Origin of the sequence: Sphingobacterium rhinopitheci (assembly GCF_022627575.1) — a bacterium.
Taxonomy (GTDB): Bacteria; Bacteroidota; Bacteroidia; order Sphingobacteriales; family Sphingobacteriaceae; genus Sphingobacterium; species Sphingobacterium rhinopitheci.
Window position 1 is genome coordinate 63,758 of the sequence record NZ_JADEYQ010000011.1, and the last position, 22,558, is coordinate 86,315.

At 35.3% G+C, this 22,558-nt stretch carries 19 protein-coding genes; 8 read left to right on the forward strand and 11 right to left on the reverse strand.

Going from position 1 to position 22,558, the window contains the following annotated elements; all coding sequences use genetic code 11:
- Window positions 1-137 precede the first annotated feature (137 nt).
- Entirely contained in the window at window positions 138-1,136 is a 999-nt protein-coding gene (gene nadA, locus IP023_RS11040) for a quinolinate synthase NadA (protein WP_241790339.1), read from the reverse strand.
- A 496-nt stretch (window positions 1,137-1,632) separates the two neighbouring features.
- On the opposite strand from nadA, the gene nadB reads away from it, so the two are divergent.
- Both nadB and IP023_RS11050 read left to right on the forward strand, forming a co-directional pair.
- The gene (gene nadB / locus IP023_RS11045) at window positions 1,633-3,225 is read left to right on the forward strand and encodes an L-aspartate oxidase (protein WP_241790340.1); all 1,593 of its coding nucleotides are present in this window, start codon (window positions 1,633-1,635) and stop codon (window positions 3,223-3,225) included.
- 2 nt (window positions 3,226-3,227) lie between these two features.
- Window positions 3,228-3,740, forward strand: coding sequence for a gamma carbonic anhydrase family protein (locus IP023_RS11050; RefSeq protein ID WP_241790341.1), 513 nt, complete (start codon window positions 3,228-3,230; stop codon window positions 3,738-3,740).
- Window positions 3,741-4,241: 501 nt separating this feature from the next.
- Here the strand turns inward: IP023_RS11050 and IP023_RS11055 are convergent.
- From IP023_RS11055 to IP023_RS11095, 9 genes are all read right to left on the reverse strand, one after another.
- Window positions 4,242-5,924 (reverse strand): Ig-like domain-containing domain, encoded by a 1,683-nt coding sequence (locus IP023_RS11055; RefSeq protein WP_241790342.1) that lies wholly within the window; start codon window positions 5,922-5,924, stop codon window positions 4,242-4,244.
- Between the two features lie 52 nt (window positions 5,925-5,976).
- Window positions 5,977-7,836: a tRNA uridine-5-carboxymethylaminomethyl(34) synthesis enzyme MnmG gene (mnmG, locus tag IP023_RS11060; RefSeq protein ID WP_241790343.1), complete on the reverse strand. Its 1,860-nt coding sequence runs from the start codon at window positions 7,834-7,836 to the stop codon at window positions 5,977-5,979.
- A 60-nt stretch (window positions 7,837-7,896) separates the two neighbouring features.
- Complete coding sequence (locus tag IP023_RS11065; protein ID WP_317224546.1) at window positions 7,897-9,765, reverse strand: ABC-F family ATP-binding cassette domain-containing protein; 1,869 nt, start codon at window positions 9,763-9,765, stop codon at window positions 7,897-7,899.
- Window positions 9,762-10,427 carry an NAD-dependent epimerase/dehydratase family protein gene (locus tag IP023_RS11070; RefSeq protein ID WP_241790344.1) on the reverse strand — a complete coding sequence of 222 codons (666 nt, stop codon included), beginning with the start codon at window positions 10,425-10,427 and terminating at the stop codon, window positions 9,762-9,764. The genes IP023_RS11065 and IP023_RS11070 overlap by 4 nt, the downstream gene beginning before the upstream one ends.
- An 83-nt stretch (window positions 10,428-10,510) precedes the next feature.
- Entirely contained in the window at window positions 10,511-10,897 is a 387-nt protein-coding gene (gene apaG / locus IP023_RS11075) for a Co2+/Mg2+ efflux protein ApaG (protein ID WP_241790345.1), read from the reverse strand.
- 295 nt (window positions 10,898-11,192) lie between these two features.
- Entirely contained in the window at window positions 11,193-12,227 is a 1,035-nt protein-coding gene (locus tag IP023_RS11080; RefSeq protein WP_241790346.1) for an LLM class flavin-dependent oxidoreductase, read from the reverse strand.
- A gap of 118 nt (window positions 12,228-12,345) precedes the next feature.
- Complete coding sequence (gene miaE / locus IP023_RS11085; RefSeq protein WP_241790347.1) at window positions 12,346-12,927, reverse strand: tRNA-(ms[2]io[6]A)-hydroxylase; 582 nt, start codon at window positions 12,925-12,927, stop codon at window positions 12,346-12,348.
- A gap of 103 nt (window positions 12,928-13,030) precedes the next feature.
- Entirely contained in the window at window positions 13,031-13,657 is a 627-nt protein-coding gene (locus IP023_RS11090; protein WP_241790348.1) for a gluconate 2-dehydrogenase subunit 3 family protein, read from the reverse strand.
- Between the two features lie 4 nt (window positions 13,658-13,661).
- Window positions 13,662-15,398, reverse strand: coding sequence for a GMC oxidoreductase (locus IP023_RS11095; RefSeq protein WP_241790349.1), 1,737 nt, complete (start codon window positions 15,396-15,398; stop codon window positions 13,662-13,664).
- A 77-nt stretch (window positions 15,399-15,475) separates the two neighbouring features.
- Between IP023_RS11095 and IP023_RS11100 the strand changes: the two genes are divergently transcribed.
- The gene (locus IP023_RS11100) at window positions 15,476-16,696 is read left to right on the forward strand and encodes a glycosyltransferase family 4 protein (RefSeq protein WP_241790350.1); all 1,221 of its coding nucleotides are present in this window, start codon (window positions 15,476-15,478) and stop codon (window positions 16,694-16,696) included.
- Window positions 16,697-16,753: 57 nt separating this feature from the next.
- Window positions 16,754-17,806 carry a sugar phosphate isomerase/epimerase family protein gene (locus IP023_RS11105; protein WP_241790351.1) on the forward strand — a complete coding sequence of 351 codons (1,053 nt, stop codon included), beginning with the start codon at window positions 16,754-16,756 and terminating at the stop codon, window positions 17,804-17,806.
- Between the two features lie 34 nt (window positions 17,807-17,840).
- Here IP023_RS11105 and def read toward each other — a convergent pair whose 3' ends face one another.
- Window positions 17,841-18,428 (reverse strand): peptide deformylase, encoded by a 588-nt coding sequence (def, locus tag IP023_RS11110; RefSeq protein ID WP_241790352.1) that lies wholly within the window; start codon window positions 18,426-18,428, stop codon window positions 17,841-17,843.
- A gap of 77 nt (window positions 18,429-18,505) precedes the next feature.
- On the opposite strand from def, the gene IP023_RS11115 reads away from it, so the two are divergent.
- From IP023_RS11115 to IP023_RS11130, 4 genes are all read left to right on the forward strand, one after another.
- Window positions 18,506-19,249 carry a hypothetical protein gene (locus IP023_RS11115; RefSeq protein ID WP_241790353.1) on the forward strand — a complete coding sequence of 248 codons (744 nt, stop codon included), beginning with the start codon at window positions 18,506-18,508 and terminating at the stop codon, window positions 19,247-19,249.
- 54 nt (window positions 19,250-19,303) lie between these two features.
- Window positions 19,304-20,476: a Gfo/Idh/MocA family protein gene (locus IP023_RS11120; protein ID WP_241790354.1), complete on the forward strand. Its 1,173-nt coding sequence runs from the start codon at window positions 19,304-19,306 to the stop codon at window positions 20,474-20,476.
- Window positions 20,477-20,758: 282 nt separating this feature from the next.
- Window positions 20,759-21,322 (forward strand): RNA polymerase sigma factor, encoded by a 564-nt coding sequence (locus IP023_RS11125; RefSeq protein ID WP_241790355.1) that lies wholly within the window; start codon window positions 20,759-20,761, stop codon window positions 21,320-21,322.
- A 64-nt stretch (window positions 21,323-21,386) separates the two neighbouring features.
- On the forward strand, window positions 21,387-22,508 hold the full coding sequence (locus tag IP023_RS11130) for a FecR family protein (RefSeq protein WP_241790356.1): 1,122 nt from the start codon (window positions 21,387-21,389) through the stop codon (window positions 22,506-22,508).
- Window positions 22,509-22,558: the final 50 nt, after the last annotated feature.

Genomic DNA, 22,558 nt, shown 5'->3' on the forward strand with positions numbered 1-22,558 from the left:
CAATTAGTTAACACCTAAAAAAATCCAACCTAAAACCCTATTTAATTACTAGGTAATAGTATTAAAAAGGATAAATTTTGCACGTATGACATAACGTCATGCGTGCAAATATCGTTTTAACAATTAATTAAAAAATATTATAACCCTAATTTTGCTGAAATATCCAACATTCTTTCAATAGGTTTTTGCGCCCTAGCAATTACATCTTCAGGAAGCGTAATTTCGGGCAAATCATATTTCAAACAATTATATAATTTTTCCAAAGTATTCAATCGCATATGTGGACAATCATTACATGCACAAGAATTATTTGGTGGAGCAGGAATAAATTTTTTCGACGGACTAGCTTTTTGCATTTGGTGTAAAATTCCAGATTCTGTCGCCACAATGAATGTTTCACATGAATCTTCGATCGTAAATTTCAACATCCCTGATGTAGAACCAATATAATCTGCATCTACCAAAATATGTTCCTCGCACTCCGGATGAGCAATAAATTTTGCGCCTGGATTATCCGCTTTCAATTTATCAATTTTTTCACGTGAAAAAATTTCATGAACCATGCATGCACCGTTCCAAAGTACCAAATCACGACCAGTTTTCTTTTTTACGTAATCGCCGAGATTACGATCTGGGCCAAAAATTATTTTTTGTTCCGCAGGAAGAGATTCTACAATCTGTACCGCATTGCTCGAAGTGCACACAATATCAGATAAAGCTTTCAATTCTGCCGTACAATTTACATAAGTTATAACCAAATGGTCCGGATATTGCGCTTTAAATTTTGCAAATAAATGTGCAGGGCACGAATCCGACAATGAACAACCCGCTTTTAAGTCCGGTAGAAGCACTTTTTTGGTAGGCGACAAAATTTTTGCCGTTTCAGCCATAAAATGAACTCCCGCAAAAACAATAACATCTGCATCAGTCTTAGCAGCTTGTTGAGATAGCCCTAAACTATCCCCAATATAATCCGCCAAATCCTGAATTTCTGCTTCCTGGTAGTAATGGGCTAAAATAACAGCATTTTTTTCCTTTTTTAGTTTTTTAATTTCCTCCACCAAATCAATACTTGGATCAATAGGCAAATCGATAAAGCCTTTTGCTTCTAAATCTCTTTCGAAAATTGTATTCATTCTCTGTTTTTGTATTTCGGTTAATTTTGGGAGTAATCAACATATTTCTTGAGTATTCCACATCACAAAAGTAAACAAAGAAATTCAAACGAAATTCACATTCCTTTTTTTCAATAAATAATAATTCTTTTATATAAAATAGTACTTATTGTTTATTAGTGTGTGGAAAATGTGGAGAACATAGGTGCTTTTGATTTTTTTTTTGACTTACTATACAGTTATCCACATGTTATAAACATCAAGACCTATATGATATACTGATTTTCAGTGCGCTAATGTTTCACGTTTTTTTCTTTCCATATTTTTATGTGAATTAATTGTTGTTCATAAAATGTTAATATCACGTGGCAAAGTGGGGTAAATTTTGTAGGAAAATGTTTGTATTTCACGTGGAATGTGGAATAATAAATAGTTTTCCTTTTTAATTCACCATTTGTATACACGTTTTCCACATTATTTGTTAATATTGTTGGTGTAATTAGTGAATTAAGAAAGTATGTTAGAAAAGAAGGTCGATTTTTTAGTTATTGGATCCGGCATTGCAGGGTTAACTTTTGCATTAAAAGCTGCAAATGTTGGTAAAGTGTTAATAGTTACAAAATCTAACGAGGATGAATCTAACACTAAATATGCCCAGGGAGGCGTTGCAGTGGTTACAAATGAAGCAGATAGTTTTCAAAAACATATAGATGACACATTAATTGCGGGTGACGGATTGTGTTCTCCACAAATTGTGGAAAACGTAATAAAGGAAGGACCGGACCGAATTTCCGAATTAATTGCATACGGAACTTCCTTTGATAAGGAGGATTCTGGGGAGTATAATTTAGCAAAAGAGGGTGGACATTCAGCCCATCGTATTTTACATTATAAAGATATAACGGGATATGAAATTGAGCGCGCTTTATTAGCGAAGGTTCACGAGCATCCAAATATTGAAATTTTGACACATTATTTCGCTATAGATTTGATCACCCAACATCATTTAGGTGTTCACGTGGATAAGAAATCTGAAGACATTTCGTGTTATGGTATTTACGCTTTAAATACTGTTTCTAATGTGGTAGAAAAAATTTTGGCAAAGGTGACGCTAATGGCTAGCGGTGGGGCAGGGCATATCTATTCTAGTACTACGAATCCAACGATTGCTACTGGTGATGGTATAGCGATGGTATATAGGGCTAAAGGAAAAGTACGTAATATGGAGTTTATCCAATTCCATCCAACAGCATTATATAACCCTGCAGAATACCCTGCATTTTTAATTTCTGAAGCCGTTCGAGGTTTTGGTGGTATTCTTCGCCGTGCTAATGGCGAATCTTTTATGGAGGAGTATGATTCACGTGGATCATTGGCTCCGCGCGATATTGTGGCGCGAGCAATAGATAATGAAATGAAGAAATCTGGTTTGGATTATGTTTATCTCGATATAACACATCGTTCTAAAGCAGAATTGATTTCTCATTTTCCTAATATTTACGAAAAGTGCCTTTCTATAGGACTGGATATGACAACAGATTTTATTCCTGTTACGCCAGCAGCGCATTACTTATGTGGTGGAATTATGGTGGATGAAAATGGAGCGAGTTCTATTCATAACTTATATGCTTGTGGAGAATGTTCTTCTACCGGGCTACATGGTGCCAATCGTTTAGCTTCAAATTCATTACTAGAAGCAGCAGTATATGGACATAGAATTTTCGTACAGTGTTTAATTAATTTTAAAAATTTATCCTATCAGGATAATATTCCAGATTGGGATGACTCCAATACAAAACTTCTAAATGAGGATATTTTAGTTACACATAATTTAAGAGAATTGCAAAAAGTTATGTCCGATTATGTTGGTATTGTTCGGTCTGATTTTAGATTAGAACGTGCTAAAAGACGATTAGGATTTTTGTATGAAGAAACTGAATTTTTCTATAAAAGAACAAAATTATCGGTTAAATTATGTGAGTTGCGCAATGTAATTCAAGTTGCTTATTTGGTTGTTAAATCTGCTATGCTTCGGAAAGAGAGTAGGGGATTGCATTATACAACTGATTATCCAAATCATTCTGACATTTTAAAAGATACAATTGTATAATTATGGCACTTATCTTACCTGTAAAGGATTCTTTTCCTGTTGTTGGTGAACATACATTTTTGGCTCCTAACTGTACTTTGGTGGGCGATATTAGCATAGGTCATCATTGTTCTGTGTGGTTCAATGCCGTAGTACGTGCTGATGTAAATTACATCAAAATAGGTAACTACTCCAATATACAGGATAATGTTACGATACACGGGACCTATGAAAAAAATGGTACAGACATAGGTAATTATGTTAATATTGGTCACAATGCGTTAATTCATGGCTGTAAGATTGAGGATTATACGCTTATTGGAATGGGGGCTATCATAATGGATCAAGCTTTAATTCAATCAAATGTAATTATTGCAGCTGGCACTGTAGTATTGGAAAATACGGTATGTGAATCTGGTTATTTATATGCTGGGGTTCCCGCAAAAAAAATTAAACCTTTGACGGATGAACAAAAAGCTTTATTACAAAAGTTACCTCATAATTATGTCATGTATTCTTCTTGGTTTATGGATTAGTATTTTTCCATCAATTTATAGGTATTATATAGATTGATATTATATTTTTATTTACAATACCAGGTTTCCCATAATATCTTTTGTTTGTTTTTATATTAATCAATTATTTATATTCTATTTTCAGTATAAGTTCTCTATTTCCATTCGGTAGGTATTATTTTTTCTTTATTTAAATTGAATCTATCTAGTCTATAGATTACCTTTTTTATAGGGTTGTTTTACTGATTACTCAGCATATTTTTCTACTTAATTTTCATAGATAGGATATTTTCTATTCTTATATTGTATGTAATAAATTGCATTTATGCTATTGATGTTAGATTGATTTTTTTGTACAGAGCATTAAATGATTAATAGGCATTATGAAATAGGAGGTACTGAGGGCTATTTTTTAAATTTGATGTAAGATCTGTTTTTAGCCTAAAAAAAAGGCTTTTGCTACAATTAGCAAAAGCCTTTTTTATGAAATTTCTTCTTTAAGAAATACTTTATTACTAGGTATTAATCGTTATCAAATTGTACACTGATATTTTCATTTTGTTCCCAGTTTGATCGTATGGTAAATGGTTTATCCAAATACCATATTGGTTCAGCCTGTATTTTATTATATACATCAGCTCCGTCCCAACGACCATTTTTATTAATATCTTTTATAATACGTAGTCTATATTTTCCTCCCGGAAATTTTATATAGTTTACTTCATTGGTATTATTTAGAATTTTAGAATTTATGACTTTATTATTTTTATCATCTATTAATTCTACTATATATTGTTCGTTAGAATCTAGATTGCTGATGTTGAATTTAATATCTCCATAGTTATCAGCTTCGTTGAATGTAAAGTTATATTTTTCTTCCTTATTGAATTCTTCAAATGGACCTACCAAAGCTTTCTCTTGTAATACTAATTCATAGTTTTTCTTAGGTTTCCAGTTAAAACGTAAGTGGTATAAATTAGCATCTAAGCTATCCTTTTGCAATTGGAAATTACGTCTTTCTACAGAATCCTCTTTTAAGATAAATTTATCTTTATTCGCATTATCAATAGGGTATTTTGAAGTAATTGTAATGTGTTTAATGCGGTCAACTTTATTTGTAAAGTTTGTAATAGGGACTATTACTTTCTCAAATTTTTGATTTTTAGACTTCCGTATTACTGTTGTATCTAATATTCTTAAATTATTTGCTATTTCGAATTTTATAGAGTCAAACTCTAAATTCTTTACGAATATAAAAGCTGAATCCTTTGTCGAAGAGAAGCGTACTCTTTTATCAGCATTGTAGTCACTAGGATCTATGATAGTGATAATAGGAGTGTCTATGGGTTGATTAAATATTAATAAAATCTGTCCATCTTTTTCTATTTTTTTATCGATCGTTCTAAATTTTTGTGGATTGCCTTTAGAGTATTCTAATTTTATATTCGCTATATTTTTATTAAGAACTATACTGTCTGCCAAAAAACCAATTGATTCTTCGGGGCTATTGTATATTCTATCGTTATTTTGTTCTTTTAGTGCATAGATTCTATACGTATCTTCTCTTAAATTTTTAAATGTAAAATTTCCTGAGGTATCTACTGTAGTATATATATTAGCTTTCTTTTTACCAAATATTGAATCTTGACTAGTTGGTATCAATAGTACACGCACATCTTTATCTTCCTTTTCATCAAATATTTTTGTAAAAGCATTTTTCACACTACCACTTATCATTAATGAATCTAATACGGGGCCTGTAGAAAATACGTAACTATAATTAATAAGCGCATTGCCTTCATTATAATCTACTAATCCTTTACCAAAATTTATGGTATAGGTTGTATTTTTTTCTAATGAATCAGGAAGTATAATATGAAGACTTTTCTTTTTTACCTTATATTCTGGTTGTTTGTCTACATCTGGAGATATACTAAATTCTTTATTTGGATTCGTTAATTTGATGTATTCATCAAATTGCAAAACAATCTGTTTTGAGTTGAAGTTTGTGCTAAAGTTAGGTGGTATCTCGCTTAGAATTTTTGGCGGGATTGAATCTTTCGGTCCTCCAGTAGGTCTTTGCATATTAGCACAACGAAAAAGACTTAGTGATATAAGTATCAAAAAGGGTAGGAGCATAAACTTTGGAAGACTGAATTTCCAACCCAATGTGTGATCTAAAGTATTGTTTTTAGTATTCGCCATAAATGTATTTAATTTCTTATATCACTAATATTATCTTTTTTTTTGAGCTTTATTAACTCATATGAACCATCAATACGCTAATATCCGAAGGTGTAACTCCCGAAATACGGGAAGCTTGTCCTAGCGTACGGGGTTTTACTTTAGATAATTTTTCTCTAGCTTCTATAGATAACGAAGTTAATGAAGAATAATCAAAATTTGGATTAATTTCTTTATCCTCCATTTTTTTCATCTTATTAACTATTTCCAATTCTTTTTCGAAATAGCTTTCGTACTTTACTTTTATTTCTGCTTGTTCTATAGTTTCTAAATCAAATTTACCCAGCTCATTTGCAAAGGCAGTATCTGCTTCAGCAATATTTTGTATACTTACTTGAGGTCTTACTAAGACATTAAATAAGCGTGCTTTTTGTGTAAGGACACTGGAATTTTCTCTTTCTAAAATGGGATTCATGTGTTCAGGAGAAACAGAATTGTTTTTCATAAACTCAATTAAGTGATCTGCATTTTTTACTTTGTCCTCTACTTTTTGTAATCTCTCATCCGATACTAGTCCCAGTTTATGGGCGATAGGAGTCAATCGTATATCTGCATTATCTTGACGTAATAGTAACCTGTGTTCGGCACGTGAAGTAAACATTCGGTATGGTTCTTCTGTACCTTTTGTTACTAAGTCGTCTATCAATACACCTATATATGATTCGGATCTTTTTAGAATTAACTCATGAAGATCATTTATTTTTTGATGTGCATTTACACCAGCAATGAATCCTTGTGCAGCTGCTTCTTCGTATCCTGTAGTACCATTTATTTGTCCTGCAAAGAATAGATTTTTAACGCGCAATGTCTCCAATGTAAGGTCTAATTGCATCGGTGGGAAATAGTCATATTCTATCGCATATCCTGGTCTGTACATTTTAGCATTTTCAAATCCTGGAATTAATCGTAGTGCTTTTTGCTGTACATCTTCAGGTAGGGAAGTAGAGAATCCATTGACATAAATTTCTACGGTACGGAAACCTTCAGGTTCAACAAAAATCTGATGACGATCTCTTTCTGCGAAACGGTTTATTTTATCTTCAATAGAAGGGCAGTACCTTGGTCCAAGGCCTTTAATACGTCCCGTAAACATAGGTGATTTTTCAAACCCAGTTTTTAGAATTTCATGTACTTTATCATTCGTATAAGTAATCCAGCAACAGCGTTGCTCTGTTGGCATCTCTACATCAGTATATGAAAATCTTCCTTTTTCCGTATCGCCCCATTGCTCTTCCATCAAGGAATAATTTAGACTTCTTCCATCAATGCGCGGAGGAGTACCTGTTTTCATTCTTCCTGATTCGAAGCCTAATGATACGAGTTGTTCGGTCAGACCGGTAGCTGATTTTTCTCCCGTTCTACCACCGCCAAATTTTTTCTCGCCGATATGAATTATACCGTTCAAAAAAGTACCATTCGTTAAAACGACAGCATCGGATTCTATGCGAATACCAAGAGATGTTATTACACCTTTAGCTATGCCATTTTCTACGATTACTTCTTTAACGGTGTCTTGCCAAATATCTAAGTTAGGTAATGATTCTAGTTGCCATCTCCATTCCTCAGCAAAACGCATTCTGTCATTTTGGGTTCGTGGACTCCACATAGCGGGGCCTTTAGATTTATTAAGCATTCTAAATTGTATGGTAGATTTATCTGCAATGATACCGGTATATCCACCCATCGCATCTATCTCTCTTACAATTTGTCCTTTTGCTACACCACCAATTGCAGGGTTACAGCTCATCTGAGCAATAACTCCCATGTTCATTGTAATTAGTAGGGTAGAAGATCCTAAGTTAGCAGCCGCTGCAGCAGCTTCACAACCCGCATGACCTGCACCTACGACTATTACATTATATTTATTAAACATAGCTTCAAATTAGTTTCACGTGAAACATGTGTTTTTTTTACATGTTTCACGTGAAACAGTTTACATGTATTCTGATAATTCTAACCATCTTGCAGATTTAGCATCCAGTATGGTTTGTAATTTTTTAATTTCGTCCGCCAGCTCAGATAACTTCAAGTGATCACTCTCTGTATTCAATTCAGCTGTTTTATCTTTTATTGCTACTTCAATAGTATCAATTTCCTTTTCCAAGGATTCATGTTCTAGTTGTTCTTTGTATGAAAGCTTTTTCTTTTCTTCTGCTTTTTGTATTGGAACTTCTACAGTTTCTTTTTTGTTTTTACTATTAAGTTTTTCTTCTTTTGATTTTAGTTCTTGCTCATATTTAAAATCAGCGTAGTTACCATTATATATAGTAACATGACCAGTTCCATCAAAGATGAAAAGTTGTTCTGTAAGTTTATCAATTAAATACCTATCGTGTGATACTAATATTAAAACACCAGGGTAGTTTATTAAAAATTCCTCCAGTACATTTAGGGTATCAATATCAAGATCGTTGGAAGGCTCATCGAGAATTAAGAAGTTCGGATTTGCCATTAACACACGCATCAATTGTAATCTTTTCTTTTCGCCTCCACTCAATTTGTTTATTAGGCCAAATTGTTTTTGAGGAGGGAAGAGGAATAATGTTAGCAATTGGGAGGCAGTAAGTGTATCACCATTTGCCATCTGGATATATTCAGCTACATTTTTAACGACATCCAATACTCTTTCGTTGTCGGTAAATTGTAAACCTCCCTGACGGTAGTATCCATATTTTGTGGTTTCACCAATTTCTATAGTTCCACTGTCTGGTTGAAGCTCTCCAGTAATCAAGTTTAAAAATGTACTTTTTCCAGATCCATTTTTTCCAGCTAAACCAATACGATCTCCTTTTTTGAATACATAAGAAAAGTTGTCGATTAATTTTTTAGTCGTAAAGGTTTTTGATACATTCTCTAGTTCCAATATTTTAGAGCCCTGTCTAGATACTTTTACACTTAATTGAACCTTATCTTGGCTACGTGGTCCTTGCGCTTTATCTTCTAATTCATAGAATGCATCAATACGGGCCTTGGATTTTGTACCTCTCGCTTTTGGCATACGACGCATCCATTCTAATTCTTTTGTCAGTAGGTTGCGCGCTTTATCTGCCGATAATACATCATTGTATTCACGATCTGCTTTTTTCTCTAAGAAATAGGCGTAATTTCCTTTATATGTAAATAGGGTGCCTTTGTCTAATTCTCTTATTTCTGTACATATACTGTCTAGGAAATACCTATCGTGAGAAACCAATAGCACTGTCTTTTGACCTGTTGTCAAAAGCTTTTCTAACCATTCGATTGTTTCAATATCTAAATGGTTGGTAGGCTCATCTAGTATATATACATCAGGTTCATCTATTAATAGTTTAGCTAATGAAAGGCGCTTTTTCTGTCCACCAGAAAGGCTATCTATTTTTTGGTCAAAGTTAGATATGGAAAGTCTATTGAGAATAGTTTTGATATTATACTCGTATTCCCAAGCATCTAATTCGGTTAGCTTGTCCGTAATAATAGCTAATTTGTTCTCGTCAATAGGTTCGCTTTCAATAACCTCTTCATACTCTTTTATCAGTTGTTGCTGTTCGTTGTCAGCACTGAAGATAAAATCATTGATGGTTTCAAGGCCTTCAAAGCTTGGTTCCTGCGGCAAGTAGCCAATTCTAATACCTTTTTCTTTTACGACCTTACCTGCTTGAGGAGGGAAGATTTCCGCTAATAGTTTTAACAAGGTTGATTTTCCTGTACCATTGATTCCTACCAATGCCACTCGATCACCTTTAAGTAAACCAAAATGTAAATCTTTAAATAGCCACCTATCATTGAAGGAGTGACCAATTTGTTCTGTGCTTAATATACTCACGCGTTTTCTTTAATTTCTTCTGTTTGGTATATGTGTGTACCTATTTTATTTTTAAGTGTAATATTCAGCATCGCTGAAGCTACTACACTGGCCTTTATACTTTGATAATTCTTTAGTTTTCCTATTAATAATATATTCATTAGAGGGCTCAAGCGTTGCGCTATACTTTCGAATAATCGTTTTTCGCTACGTTTGCCAATTAATAGGGAAGGGCGGAAAATATTTGTTGATTGAAAATGGAGTGCTATTACGCTTTGTTCTACTTTACCTTTAAGTTTTAAATAGAAGTTTGTAGTGTTGCTGTTCGCACCAATACTGGAAACAATGTTAATTGTATTACAGCCATTATTTTTTAAGCAATTAGCTACTATAATAGGGTAGTCGTGATCTATTTTATAGTATTCTTGCTCATTGGCTACTTTATTTTTAGTAGTTCCTATACAACAATAAAAGTGATCTACTTTAACCGTATTTATTTGAGGTAGTATATTGTCGTAGTCTGCTATAATTTGAATAAGCTTATCATCCTCAAAAGGTAGTTTTTTTCTTGATACGGTATATACACAAGCGTATTGATCATTCTCCAATAATAGTTGGAGAAGTGCTGTACCAATTAACCCATTAGCACCTAAAATTAAAGCAGTATATTTTTCCTTAGACATAATTACCCAAGTACAAAAATACGTAAATTATCTTTCTACATTGCTGAAAATGATGAGGAATAATAGTTTTTTACACTATATTGTTAATTTAATTTATACGAGGCTATAAGATTAAATTTTGGTATTTCTACTTCAAATAATTCACCATCAATTTCTCTGCGCATCGTATAATAGCCGTGCATATGCCCAAATTCACTTTTTAGGTTACATCCCGAAACATATTGATGTGATTCGCCGGGGCTTAATACCGGCTGATTACCTACCACGCCAGGGCCGTCGACTTGGCTGTATGCGCCTATAGCATCGTAAATATCCCAATGACGATTAATCAATTGTGTTGTATATGGAGAATTATTTTCGATGGTTATGCGATAGGCAAACATATAATGCATGTTAGAAGGGTTAGAGTATTCTTCTTGATAAATACATTCTACAGAAATTGTAATACCTGATGTTGTTTGCGTCACCATAATACACAAATTTAAGTACTATTCGTTATAAATCATAGTATGAAATAATAGTTAAAAGGAATTATATTTTGAATTTGTGGCTAATAAACTGCTGTTTGATGACTATATACTATCGTTTATTGCGCTAAACGTTAACGACTAGTTTAGAATATTTGATGTGTAGGTTAGCTATTGTAGAGCTTCAAATAATAGTATATTTTACCCAGTAGTATACACTTATTTTTAAAACTTAATATGATTAGTTTACAAGCATATCACATGATAAGTGCCGATAATACTATTATCGGCACTTATTCTATTTTGTGGCTTCTTTTATTTTTGGCGCTATTTTGGTTCCGAAAATTTCGATAGATTTCATCATGTCTTTATGATCAGGGCTACCGACATCCATATGTGCTGAGAACCTAGTCAATCCAAATGTTTCTTGTATTTTCAAGATCTTATCTATCGCTTCATTTGGGTCTCCAATGACTAAATGGCCTAATGGTGATCTGCCAAAATCATACTGTGTCCTTTGATATGGAGGCCACCCTCTTGAAGCGCCAATTCTATTCATCTGTGCCGAATAAGTAGGGTAGTAGCTAGCGGCTATTTGATTGCTGTCTTCCCCAAAGAATGAATGCATATGTACACCCACTTGAAAATTAGACATATCATGGCCGTTATCCTCGTATGCTTGCTTGTACATTTCAAATAAAGGTTTGAACTGTTCCCATGCACCACCTATGATTGCAAACATAACCGGTAAACCCAATTTCCCAGCACGTATTACAGAAGAGGTAGTACCGCCTACGGCAACCCATATTGGAAGACCATTTTCAGTATGTCTAGGATATATGTCTTGATTTATTAATGACTTTCTAAATTTCCCTGTCCAATTTATGGTAGGATTAGTTCTTAATTTTACTAGTAAGTCTAATTTTTCTTCAAACAATTCACTATAGTTATTCAAATCGTAACCAAATACAGGGAAAGACTCAATAAAAGAACCTCTACCAGCCATTATTTCGGCTCTACCACCTGATATTAAATCTACCGTTGCGAAGTCTTTGTATAGTTTTACAGGGTCTGTGGAGCTGATAACAGATACTGCAGAACCTAATTTTATGTTTTTTGTTACAGAAGCTGCTGCTGCTAATATTATTTCGGGAGAAGCTACAGCATAATCTTCTCTATGGTGTTCGCCCATGCCGAAGAAGTCTAAACCAACTTGATCCATTAATTTCACTTCTTCAATTATTTCTTGAAGACGTTGTTGAGCAGATTGAATTTTTCCTGTAGTTGGATCTATCTGAAGATCACCAAACATCCCTATTCCTAATTCTAACATAATAGTTCTCCTTTTTATTTATAACAAAAATAAGAGCAAATCGTTATCTATTTCTTAATATAGATTAATAAATAGATCTACAAGAGAAAGGGAAGTATTTATACCTCCCTTTTGTTATTTATCCGTGAATATATTCTTTTGTTCCGTACGACTGAATCAGCTGGCCTTCGAAATCTAACCATTCTTTCCAGCGCTTATCTACATTAATATCTGTTGCATATTTACGTGCGAAATTTAAGAATGTAGTGTAGTGATTGGCCTCGGAAACCATCAAATCATGATAAAATTTAGCTAAATCTTTGTCTTTGATATTTTGTGATAATACTCTAAATCTTTCACAACTACGTGCTTCAATCATAGCGGCAAATAATAGCCTATCTATAAATGCTTGGTTTTTTGAGCCATCCTTTTTAAGGAACTTCATTAGTTGTCCTACATAATCATCTTTGCGCTCACGGCCCAATGTATATCCTTTTTCATGGATGATATTAATAACCATTTTGAAATGTTCCATTTCTTCAATAGCTATATCCGTAAGTTCGTGCACCAAATCTTCAAATTCGGGATTTTGTGTAATCAAACTAATAGCATTTGAAGCAGCCTTCTGCTCACACCAAGCATGATCTGTCAAGATTTCTTCTAAATTTGATTCCGCTATATTAGCCCATCGAGGATCTGTTAATAATTTTAAACCTAGCATCTTATCTTTGATTTTGATTTACAAAAGTACAAAATACTTTTTAGTAGGTAAAAAAGAAGCCGGATTACATCAAGTAATCCGGCTTATCTGCTATTGATATATTTTAAGAAAGGAATCCATGTTCCTTAAGGATGTCTGGAGGAACACCAGTCCATACACCTGGTCGGTTACCGACATATCCTAAATCTGCAATTCCCTCTTTACTCGTGTAAAATCCTGAAGCAGTTAAATCGCGCATTCTATTGAAGAAATTGACACCCTGTGCCATTTCTGGTTTTGCTTTTGAAGGGTAAGCTATTTCATCCACGATTGCAATTTGTTCCTCGGGTTTCAAATTGATAAACACGTTTTTGAAGTTATTCAACGAATATACATCTAACCATTTCAGCCCGCCGCGCATAGGTAATTTGTGATCGGGAATATCTTTAACAATAAATTCGATAAACTCTGGAACACCTACTTCAGATGCTGCTGGTGATTTGTCATCTTTAGGAATGATAATATCTGCTAAAACCGTAATCGTAGCCATCTCATGTTCATTAAAGTAAGTCTCTTCATACAGCTGTTTTGTACGCTCATATTCAAACTCCTGTATGCCAGGCATCTTATCTGCAGCATCAGTTAGAGCTGGAGTTTTGTTTCCTTTGCTATCGCACGAATTGTTTGCTAATACGGCTGCAGATCCTGCAGCTAACAAACCTAATGCTTTTAAGGTATCTCTTCTGTTCATACTATTAGCTGTTTAATTTGTTTTTCTGTTCTAATATATGTTCTGCAGATCGCATAGAAAGGGCCAAAATTGTCCATGTTAAGTTTTTATCTCCTTGCTGAACAAATGGTCCTGCATCTACGACATACAAATTTTTACAATCATGTGCTTGGCCCCATTTATTCAAAACTGATGTTTTGGGATCATTTCCCATACGGGTAGTTCCCCCTTCGTGAATAATTTTCCCTGGTGTTGCTAGGCCATATAGTGTGTCTGCTCCAGGAATACCCGATGTAATTACAGCGCCCATATTATGCATGATTTCTTGAAAAGTATCAATCATATGTTTGGCTTGATTAATCTCCTCATTAGACCACTTATAATTGAATTTTAATATAGGAATACCAAATTTATCTACTTTAGTGGGATCAATTTCACAATAATTCTCTTTGCGTGCAATGGCCGTTCCTCTACCATCCATACCTACACTAGCACCATAAAATCTTCTATAATCTTGTTTTAAGGCTGCACCATATCCACCACTTTCTTGTGGCATCCCATCTGTACGAGGTACTTTGTTATTATAATTTTGAATACCATGATGTGAACCATAGGACGGCATATGCATACCACCCCAATATTCAATGTGGTAACCACGCGCAAAATCTAATTTTTTATTCCCTTGTATCCATGGAGAATATACGTGTACTGATCCAACACCATCTTCATTGTAACGCTTTCTATCCAACAACTGTGGTAGAAAACCTCCAAGACCTGCACCTGTTGAATCATGCAGATATTTTCCCACCAATCCCGTACTATTTCCTACGCCACCAGGGTGTGCTTTAGATTTAGAATTCAGCATTAAGCGAGCGCTCTCACAAGCACTAGCACCTAGGATAATCGTTTTAGCTTTTACAGAATATTCTTTTAGGTCTTTTGTATTCACGTAAGATACCCCTGTTGCTAGGCCTTCGTCGTTCGTTAATACTTCGCGCACCATAGCATTATCAATAACGGTTAAATTACCGGTTTTCATGGCAGGAATTACTAAACACGAAGAAGAAGAAAAGTCACCATATACTTTACAGGAACGGCCACATTGACCACAGTAGAAACAAGTACCACGATCTTTATTTCCAGGTAGAGCTTCTGTTAAGACAGCACCACGACCTGGGATCACTTTTACGCCAGATTTCTCTGCACCGCGCATGATATAATGTTCATTGAGTCGAGGGGCAGGAGGTTTGAGAAATATTCCGTCCGGCTCATTAGGAAGATTTTCTACTGTACCATATATACCTACTAATCGATCTACACGGTCATAAAAAGGCTTAACCTCTTCATACGAAAAAGGCCATTCATCTGTTAATCCATCTTTAGGTTTAAAATCATCAGGCCCCATTCGTAAAGAAATACGTCCCCAATGGTTTGTTCTGCCACCTAGCATACGAGCTCTGAACCAATCAAATTCTGTTCCGGTCTCTGTTGTATAAGGTTCGCCTTCTAATTGCCAACCTCCAAAAGCAGCATCAAATTCGCCAAATGGTCTTGTTGTACTAGCACCCCTTCGTGGTGATTCATAAGGCCATCTTAGTTGTAAAGCATCTTTCGCGGGGTCAAAGAAAGGTCCAGCCTCTAGCATCAACACTTTAAGGCCTGCATTTGCTAATATATAGCCTGCCATTCCACCTCCAGCTCCAGAACCTACCACTATGGCATCATAGACGGTACTATCCTCAATAATTTGTAAAGAAGTCATTATCTGGTTTAATTAATTGTTTCTTAGATTTGTAAATCTAAATATAGTTAAAAATATTATTCCCCATATATTTATACATGTTAAAAATCTTGTTTATTGGTTTAGTGTGGCCTGAGCCAACGTCCTCAGCGGCCGGGTGGCGTATTTTGCAATTGGTAAAACTTTTGTTGCAAGAGTATGAGGTGCATTTTGCATCGGCCGCATCAAAGTCCCCTTATTCTTATGATTTGAATGCTTTAGGTGTAATAGAACATGATATTAAGCTCAATGATTCTTCTTTTGATCGATTTATTACATCTTTAGATCCTTATGCCGTTATTTTTGATCGTTTTATGGTAGAAGAGCAGTATGGTTGGCGTGTTGTTGAAAATGCACCCAACGCCTTACGCATCTTAGATACCGAAGATTTACATTTTTTACGATTAGCAAGGCAAGAAGCATTTAAAAAGAATTTGCCCGTAAATATATATCATGAAACGACCAAGCGTGAGATTGCTTCTATTCTGCGCTCCGATCTGTCCTTGATTATTTCTAATCATGAGATGAATCTGTTGGCAGAGCAGTTTAAGGTGGATGCGGAGCGTCTTTTTTATTTACCATTTCAGGAAGATAGATTGGAGTATCCTATTCATAGAAAAGAAGTCGGAGAAAGAGCACATTTTGTGTTTATTGGGAACTTTATTCATGAGCCTAATTGGCGAACTGTGGAGCTCTTAAAGCGCCATATTTGGCCTAAGCTACGAAAGAGCTTACCGCAGGCAGAACTTCATATATATGGCGCCTATGCTACGGAGAAGGTCAATCAATTGCACAATCCCAAAGAGCGATTCTTCATAAAAGGAAGGGCTGAAGACGCGAGAGAAACATTAGAGCAATACCGTGTTTTATTAGCACCCATTCCATTTGGTGCTGGCGCTAAAGGAAAATTTGTCGATGCGATGTATGCCGGTACGCCATCTGTCACCACTTCCATAGGAGCCGAAAATATGATGCTCGATGATAGCTGGGGTGGGATTATTGCTGATGAAGATTCGATATTCATTAATGCAGCAATAGAATTGTATTTGAATGATGAAAAATGGAATACGCTACAACAACTAGGCTTCAGTATATATAATTCAACTATAGCAAATACGGCGCATTCGGCAGTTTTATTAAATTGGTTACGTAAAAGTAAAGAACAAATAGAGACGCTTCGAAGACAAAACTTTATCGGTCAGATTTTGCAACAACAGCAGGTAAATGCGACAAAATATATGTCCTTATGGATTGAGCAAAAGAATAATAAAGGGAATTAATTTTTTGATTGAATTAGATAGAATAATCTTATATCTTTATGAAAAGCTTAGATTATAATGAAAACAATCAAAGGACCTGGAATTTTTTTAGCACAATTTATAGCAGAGGAGGAGCCATTCAACTCTATTGAAAATATTGGTAAATGGGCACAATCATTAGGATTTAAAGGGTTACAAATCCCTACTGGCGATCCTAAATATTTTGATTTGCAACAAGCAGCGGAGAGTAAAACCTATGCTGATGAGTATAAAGGCAAATTACAAGAGATAGGATTAGAGATAACGGAGCTCTCTACACATTTGCAGGGACAATTGGTAGCATCACATCCCGTTTATGACAAGATGTTTGATGCTTTTGCACCTGTACAATACCGTAATAATCCTAAAGCACGAACAGAATGGGCTGTACAGCAATTAAAATATGCAGCTAAAGCGTCACAAAATTTAGGATTGAAAGCGCATGCTACGTTTAGTGGCTCTTTATTGTGGCAATATTTCCACCCTTGGCCACAACGCCCTGAAGGATTGGTGGATGAAGCATTTACGGAACTAGCACGTCGTTGGACACCTATTTTGAATGCTTTCGATGAAGCGGGTGTCGATGTCTGTTACGAGATACATCCTGGCGAAGACTTATTTGATGGGGTAACTTATGAGATGTTCTTAGAGAAGGTCAATAATCACCCTAGGGCTTGTTTGTTGTACGATCCATCACATTTTGTACTTCAACAATTGGATTATATACAGTATATAGATTTTTACCATGAGCGTATTAAAGCGTTCCATGTAAAGGATTCTGAATTTAATCCTACAGGAAAGCAAGGGACATTTGGGGGCTATCAATCGTGGTTGAATCGTGCCGGAAGGTACCGTTCTCCGGGGGATGGTCAAGTAGATTTTAAAAAGATTTTTAGTAAGCTGACGCAATATGGTTATGATGGTTGGGCAGTGATGGAATGGGAGTGTTGCATCAAAAATCAAATCGATGGTGCTACTGAAGGATCCAAATTTATTCAAGATCATATTATCCGCGTCACGGATAAAGCATTTGATGATTTTGCTTCTACCGGGGCAGATGCTGCTTTTAATAGAGAAATATTAGGTTTATAATAAATAAGGCGGCCATTTAGCCGCCTTATTTATGTTATCTTCCTTTTTTCTCAAAAGGGAATTTCATTTTATAGGCCACACGGACTATTCCTTTGGAAATAGCATCTAATTTGCTTTTTAGCATGGTCTTTTTCAAAGGACCTAATTTATCTACAAATAATTTTCCTTCGATATGATCGTATTCGTGCTGAACAATACGAGCAGCTAAACCTGTAAGTTCAATCTCCTGCTCTTCAAAGTTTTCATCCAAATAGTTGATCAACACATTAGCATGTCTTAATACATCTTCAGTGATATCTGGGATAGAAAGACATCCTTCATTGAATGCCCATTTATCACCATATTCTTTGACGATAATAGGGTTTATAAATACCTTTTTAAAGTCTTTAACGGTTGGGTCACCAGGGCTATCTTCTTCATCCTCGCCAAACGGAGAGCCGTCAACAACAAATAAACGAATAGGTAAGCCTACTTGAGGAGCTGCCAACCCTACACCACGCGCATTGTACATGGTTTCGAACATGTCGTCGATTAACTGTTTCAAGTTTGGGTAATCTTCGTCTATTTCTTCGGCTTTTTTCCTCAATACAGGATCGCCATATGCTACTATAGGTAATTTCATTTCTTGTAATTCTCCGACAAAGTTACCAATATAATTTGCGACAAGCAACTCCTGTATTAATTCGTAGATTTGTATAGATGGATACGTATTTAGGGAGTATAAAGAGTTTTGTGGCCGAATTGGCAAAATCTATTGAGATCGTAGAAGCTGTTCAAATGGATAATGTGCATTTGCTGATTACGCACAAATATTTTATTTATATCTATTTGCCAGGGTCTGTACGACAAGAAAATAGCGAATATCTAGCTTCTATTCATATTGACATCGATCAAGTAAGTAATGATAGCTCAAAAATAATAAAGCGTATCCGTGGGCTTCATGGTTTGGGAGAGCGTGTGTATGCACGTCAAACAGTGGTTGCACGCGTGGACAAAAGGAACGCTTTACATTTTTTAGAAGAGCATCATTTGAATATGGCTTTTCCAGGCAAATATCGGTATGGTTTATATTTAAAAGGGGAGTTGGTATCTGTTGCGGTTTTTAGTGGAGGTCGCCATATGCGTGATTTAGGTGACGCATACCGTTCTTTTGAGTTGATACGTTTTTGTCATAAAGGTGATTTATTGGTGGTCGGAGGATTGTCTAAATTGATTAAAGCTTTTGTGAAAGACTTTAATCCTCAGGATATAATGACCTATGCAGATCTGGATTGGACACAAGAATCATCCCTTGCGGCTATTGGATTTGTAGCAATAGATAAGACCATTCCGCAGCAATTTTATGTGGTCAATGGGATACGTAAATCTAATTTATTAGAAACAGATCAGAACTATTATACCATAGAAAATAGAGGGAGTTTGAAATTAAAACTCATTCTTTAAATTGAATTTATTATTTTTAGTAATTAAATCAATATTAAACACAGTTCTTACATTATGAAAAGAAAACTTCGAATGGGAATGGTAGGTGGTGGAAACGATGCTTTCATTGGAGCAGTTCACCGCATAGCAGCCTTTATGGATGGTAAAATAGAGTTAGTATGTGGTGCTTTTAGTATCAATCCTGAAATATCAAAAGAGTCTGGTCAGCAGTTATTTGTAGCAGAAGATAGAGTATATGTTGATTATCAGACAATGATTGAAAAGGAATCTCTATTACCTGAAGGGGAGAGAATGGATTTTTTAACAATTGTAACACCCAATTTCTTGCATTTTGCGCCAGCCAAAATGGCGTTGGAAGCAGGATTCGATGTCGTTGTAGAAAAACCAATGACTGTCTCTCTTGAAGAAGCGCTAGAGCTACAAGCGATTGTTGAGCGCACAGGAAGAACCCTTTGTTTGACACATACTTATTCTGGTTACCCTATGGTAAAACAGGCTAAAGCGATGATTAAAGAAGGTCATTTTGGAAAAATACGTAAGATTATTGTTGAATATCCACAAGGCTGGTTGAGCCGCTTGTCGGAGCGCGAAGGTAATGCTGGTGCTGCTTGGCGTGCTGACCCTAAGCGATCGGGCAAATCTTTAGTAATGGGCGATATCGGTACACACGTAGCACATTTAGCCGAATATATCTCTGGATTACGGATCACAGAATTATGTGCTGACTTGACAACATTTGTGGAAGGACGTGTGTTAGATGACGATGGTGCTGTATTATTACGCTTTGAAGAAGGTGCTAAAGGAGTTTTAATGGCTTCACAAGTAGCTGCCGGCGAAGAAAATGCCGTTAGAGTTCGTATTTATGGCGAAAAAGGAGGCTTAGAATGGGCTAACGAAGATCCTAACAATTTGGTTATTAAAATGTTGGATCAGCCACGTCAGATTTACCGTACAGGTAATGCATATGCAGCGCCATTTACGTTAAGTTCTTTTGCTACGCACAATACACGTATTCCGGCAGGACATCCTGAAGGTCTATTGGAATCATTCGCTAATATCTACCGCAATTTTGCGTTGACTGTTTCAGCTAAAAATGAAGGTCGTACACCAAAACCAGAGGAGTTAGATTTCCCTTCAGTATATGATGGCGTTCGTGGTATGGCATTTATTGATACTGTCGTAAAGAGTAATGAAAGCAACGAGAAATGGACTAAATTTGTTGTGTAATAAATAATGTATTTAAAGTCAATAGTTCCATCAGCGCATGGAGCTATTGACTTTATCATTCTTAAGAGAATAGGAGACTACATTTCTATAAAACATTTTTATGCTAACTATTACTTTATCAGATTAATAGCATTTATAAGTGTTTGTTGAATGATATTATTCTTTCATCTAAGATGTTGTAAATCTAATAGTTAGTATGTCTAATTCCTTCGGACAGCTATATTTGACACTTCGTTTGCGTTTATATATGTGAAATAATTGTTATTTTTAGAGAAGATAGCTATGAATAATAATGAGTTTCCGGATTTTCGTAGAATTTTAGAGCGCATTGCTAATGGCGATGAACGAGCTTTTGCTATCCTTTATGATTTTTTTGCCGAAGATTTAATAAGACATATTCTATCTAAAGTGGCCAATAAACAGGTCGCAGAGGATATATTACATGATTTGTTTCTTACCCTGTGGCGCAATCGATTACGCTTGACAGATATTGAGTCCTTGCCAGCTTATCTATATTCTTCTTGTCGTTATCTTATTTTAGCCTATTACCGTAAACAGCTCAAAGAGGGCAATTCCATTGATCTACATGAATTGGATATATTGGATGATAGTGTATCGTTGGAAGATCGTATACATTATCGTTATGTAATTGATATTGTATCCAATGAAATTGAAAATTTGCCCGTTAAGTGCAGAGAGATTTTTAAACTGAGCCGTTCAGAATACCTCAGCAATCGTGAAATAGCAGAGCGTATGAACATTTCTGTTTCTACTGTAGAGAAGCATATCAATAAGGCTATCAGTAGGTTGCGTAATGCAACGAAAAGAAATTTATTTTTTTTCTAAATATAAGTAGAAGGTCCTCTTCATTTTATACACTTAATAGAAAAGCACTTAGCTTTTACTATTTATGAAAGGTATAAAAAATTTATATCAGCATCTAACTAATTTTTTGAATGGAAAGAAGGAAGACAGGCGTGATGCTTTATTGTGGTATGATCAACTATCAGATGAAAATGTTGCTGATAGAGAAGCAATTCATGCTATCCAAGCTCGTACAAGAGATCGTATACTAAATTCTATTCAGCAGGAACGTAAGCAACCTATATTTCGTAATATTTACCGTTATGCTGCTGGCGCAGCAGCAATACTCGTATGTGGTTATTTTGTGTGGCATTATTATGATAAGACAGAGGTGATCCCTATGGCTCAACTAGCTCAGGTGGAGCCTGCTCAAGACCGTGCCATTATCGTGTTGGAAGATGGCAAAGAGCTTGATCTAAGCCAATTGGCTATAAATCAAAAATTGGTAGTCGGCAATACTGTTATTATAAAGGATGCCCAAGGTAAAGTTAGTTACCTAAGTACTATAGAAAAGGGAAAATCATCGCAGCCAAATATATTGCGTATTCCTAGAGCAGCGACCTACCAATTGACGCTAATAGATGGCACAAGAGTTACCTTAAATTCAGATTCTAAACTGACCTATCCATCTTCTTTTGGTGATGGTGATCGTATTGTTGAATTGGAAGGGGAGGCATATTTTGAAGTGGCACATACGCATCATAATCACAAGTTTGTCGTTAAGTCCAAAAATCAACTCATCACGGTATTGGGGACCAAGTTTAATGTAAATGCATACCCTGAGTATTCCGATATAAAGACAACCTTGGTACAAGGCGCTGTCCATGTACGTGCTGCAGGAAAAAGTATTGTGTTAGCCCCAAATCAGCAAGCAATTTTTAATGGTAATACCTTAGCTGTAGATGAAGTCGATAGTGATGATATATTGAGCTGGACAAAAGGCCAATTTTGCTTCGATGGTTCCAATACAAGTGCTGTATTGCAGGAGATAGCACGCTGGTATGATGTTGATGTGGAGTACGTAGAACAGCATAAAATAGAAAAATATATAGGTAAAATACCTAGAAACCTACCTTTAGATCGATTGATCGACTTATTAAATTATGCCGAACTGCGAACTAAAGCTGTCAGCGGAAATAACAAACGTATTAAACTAATAATTCAATAAACTAAACCTAAAAACTAAACCATGAAATATAACAATTCAGAATAGAAAGA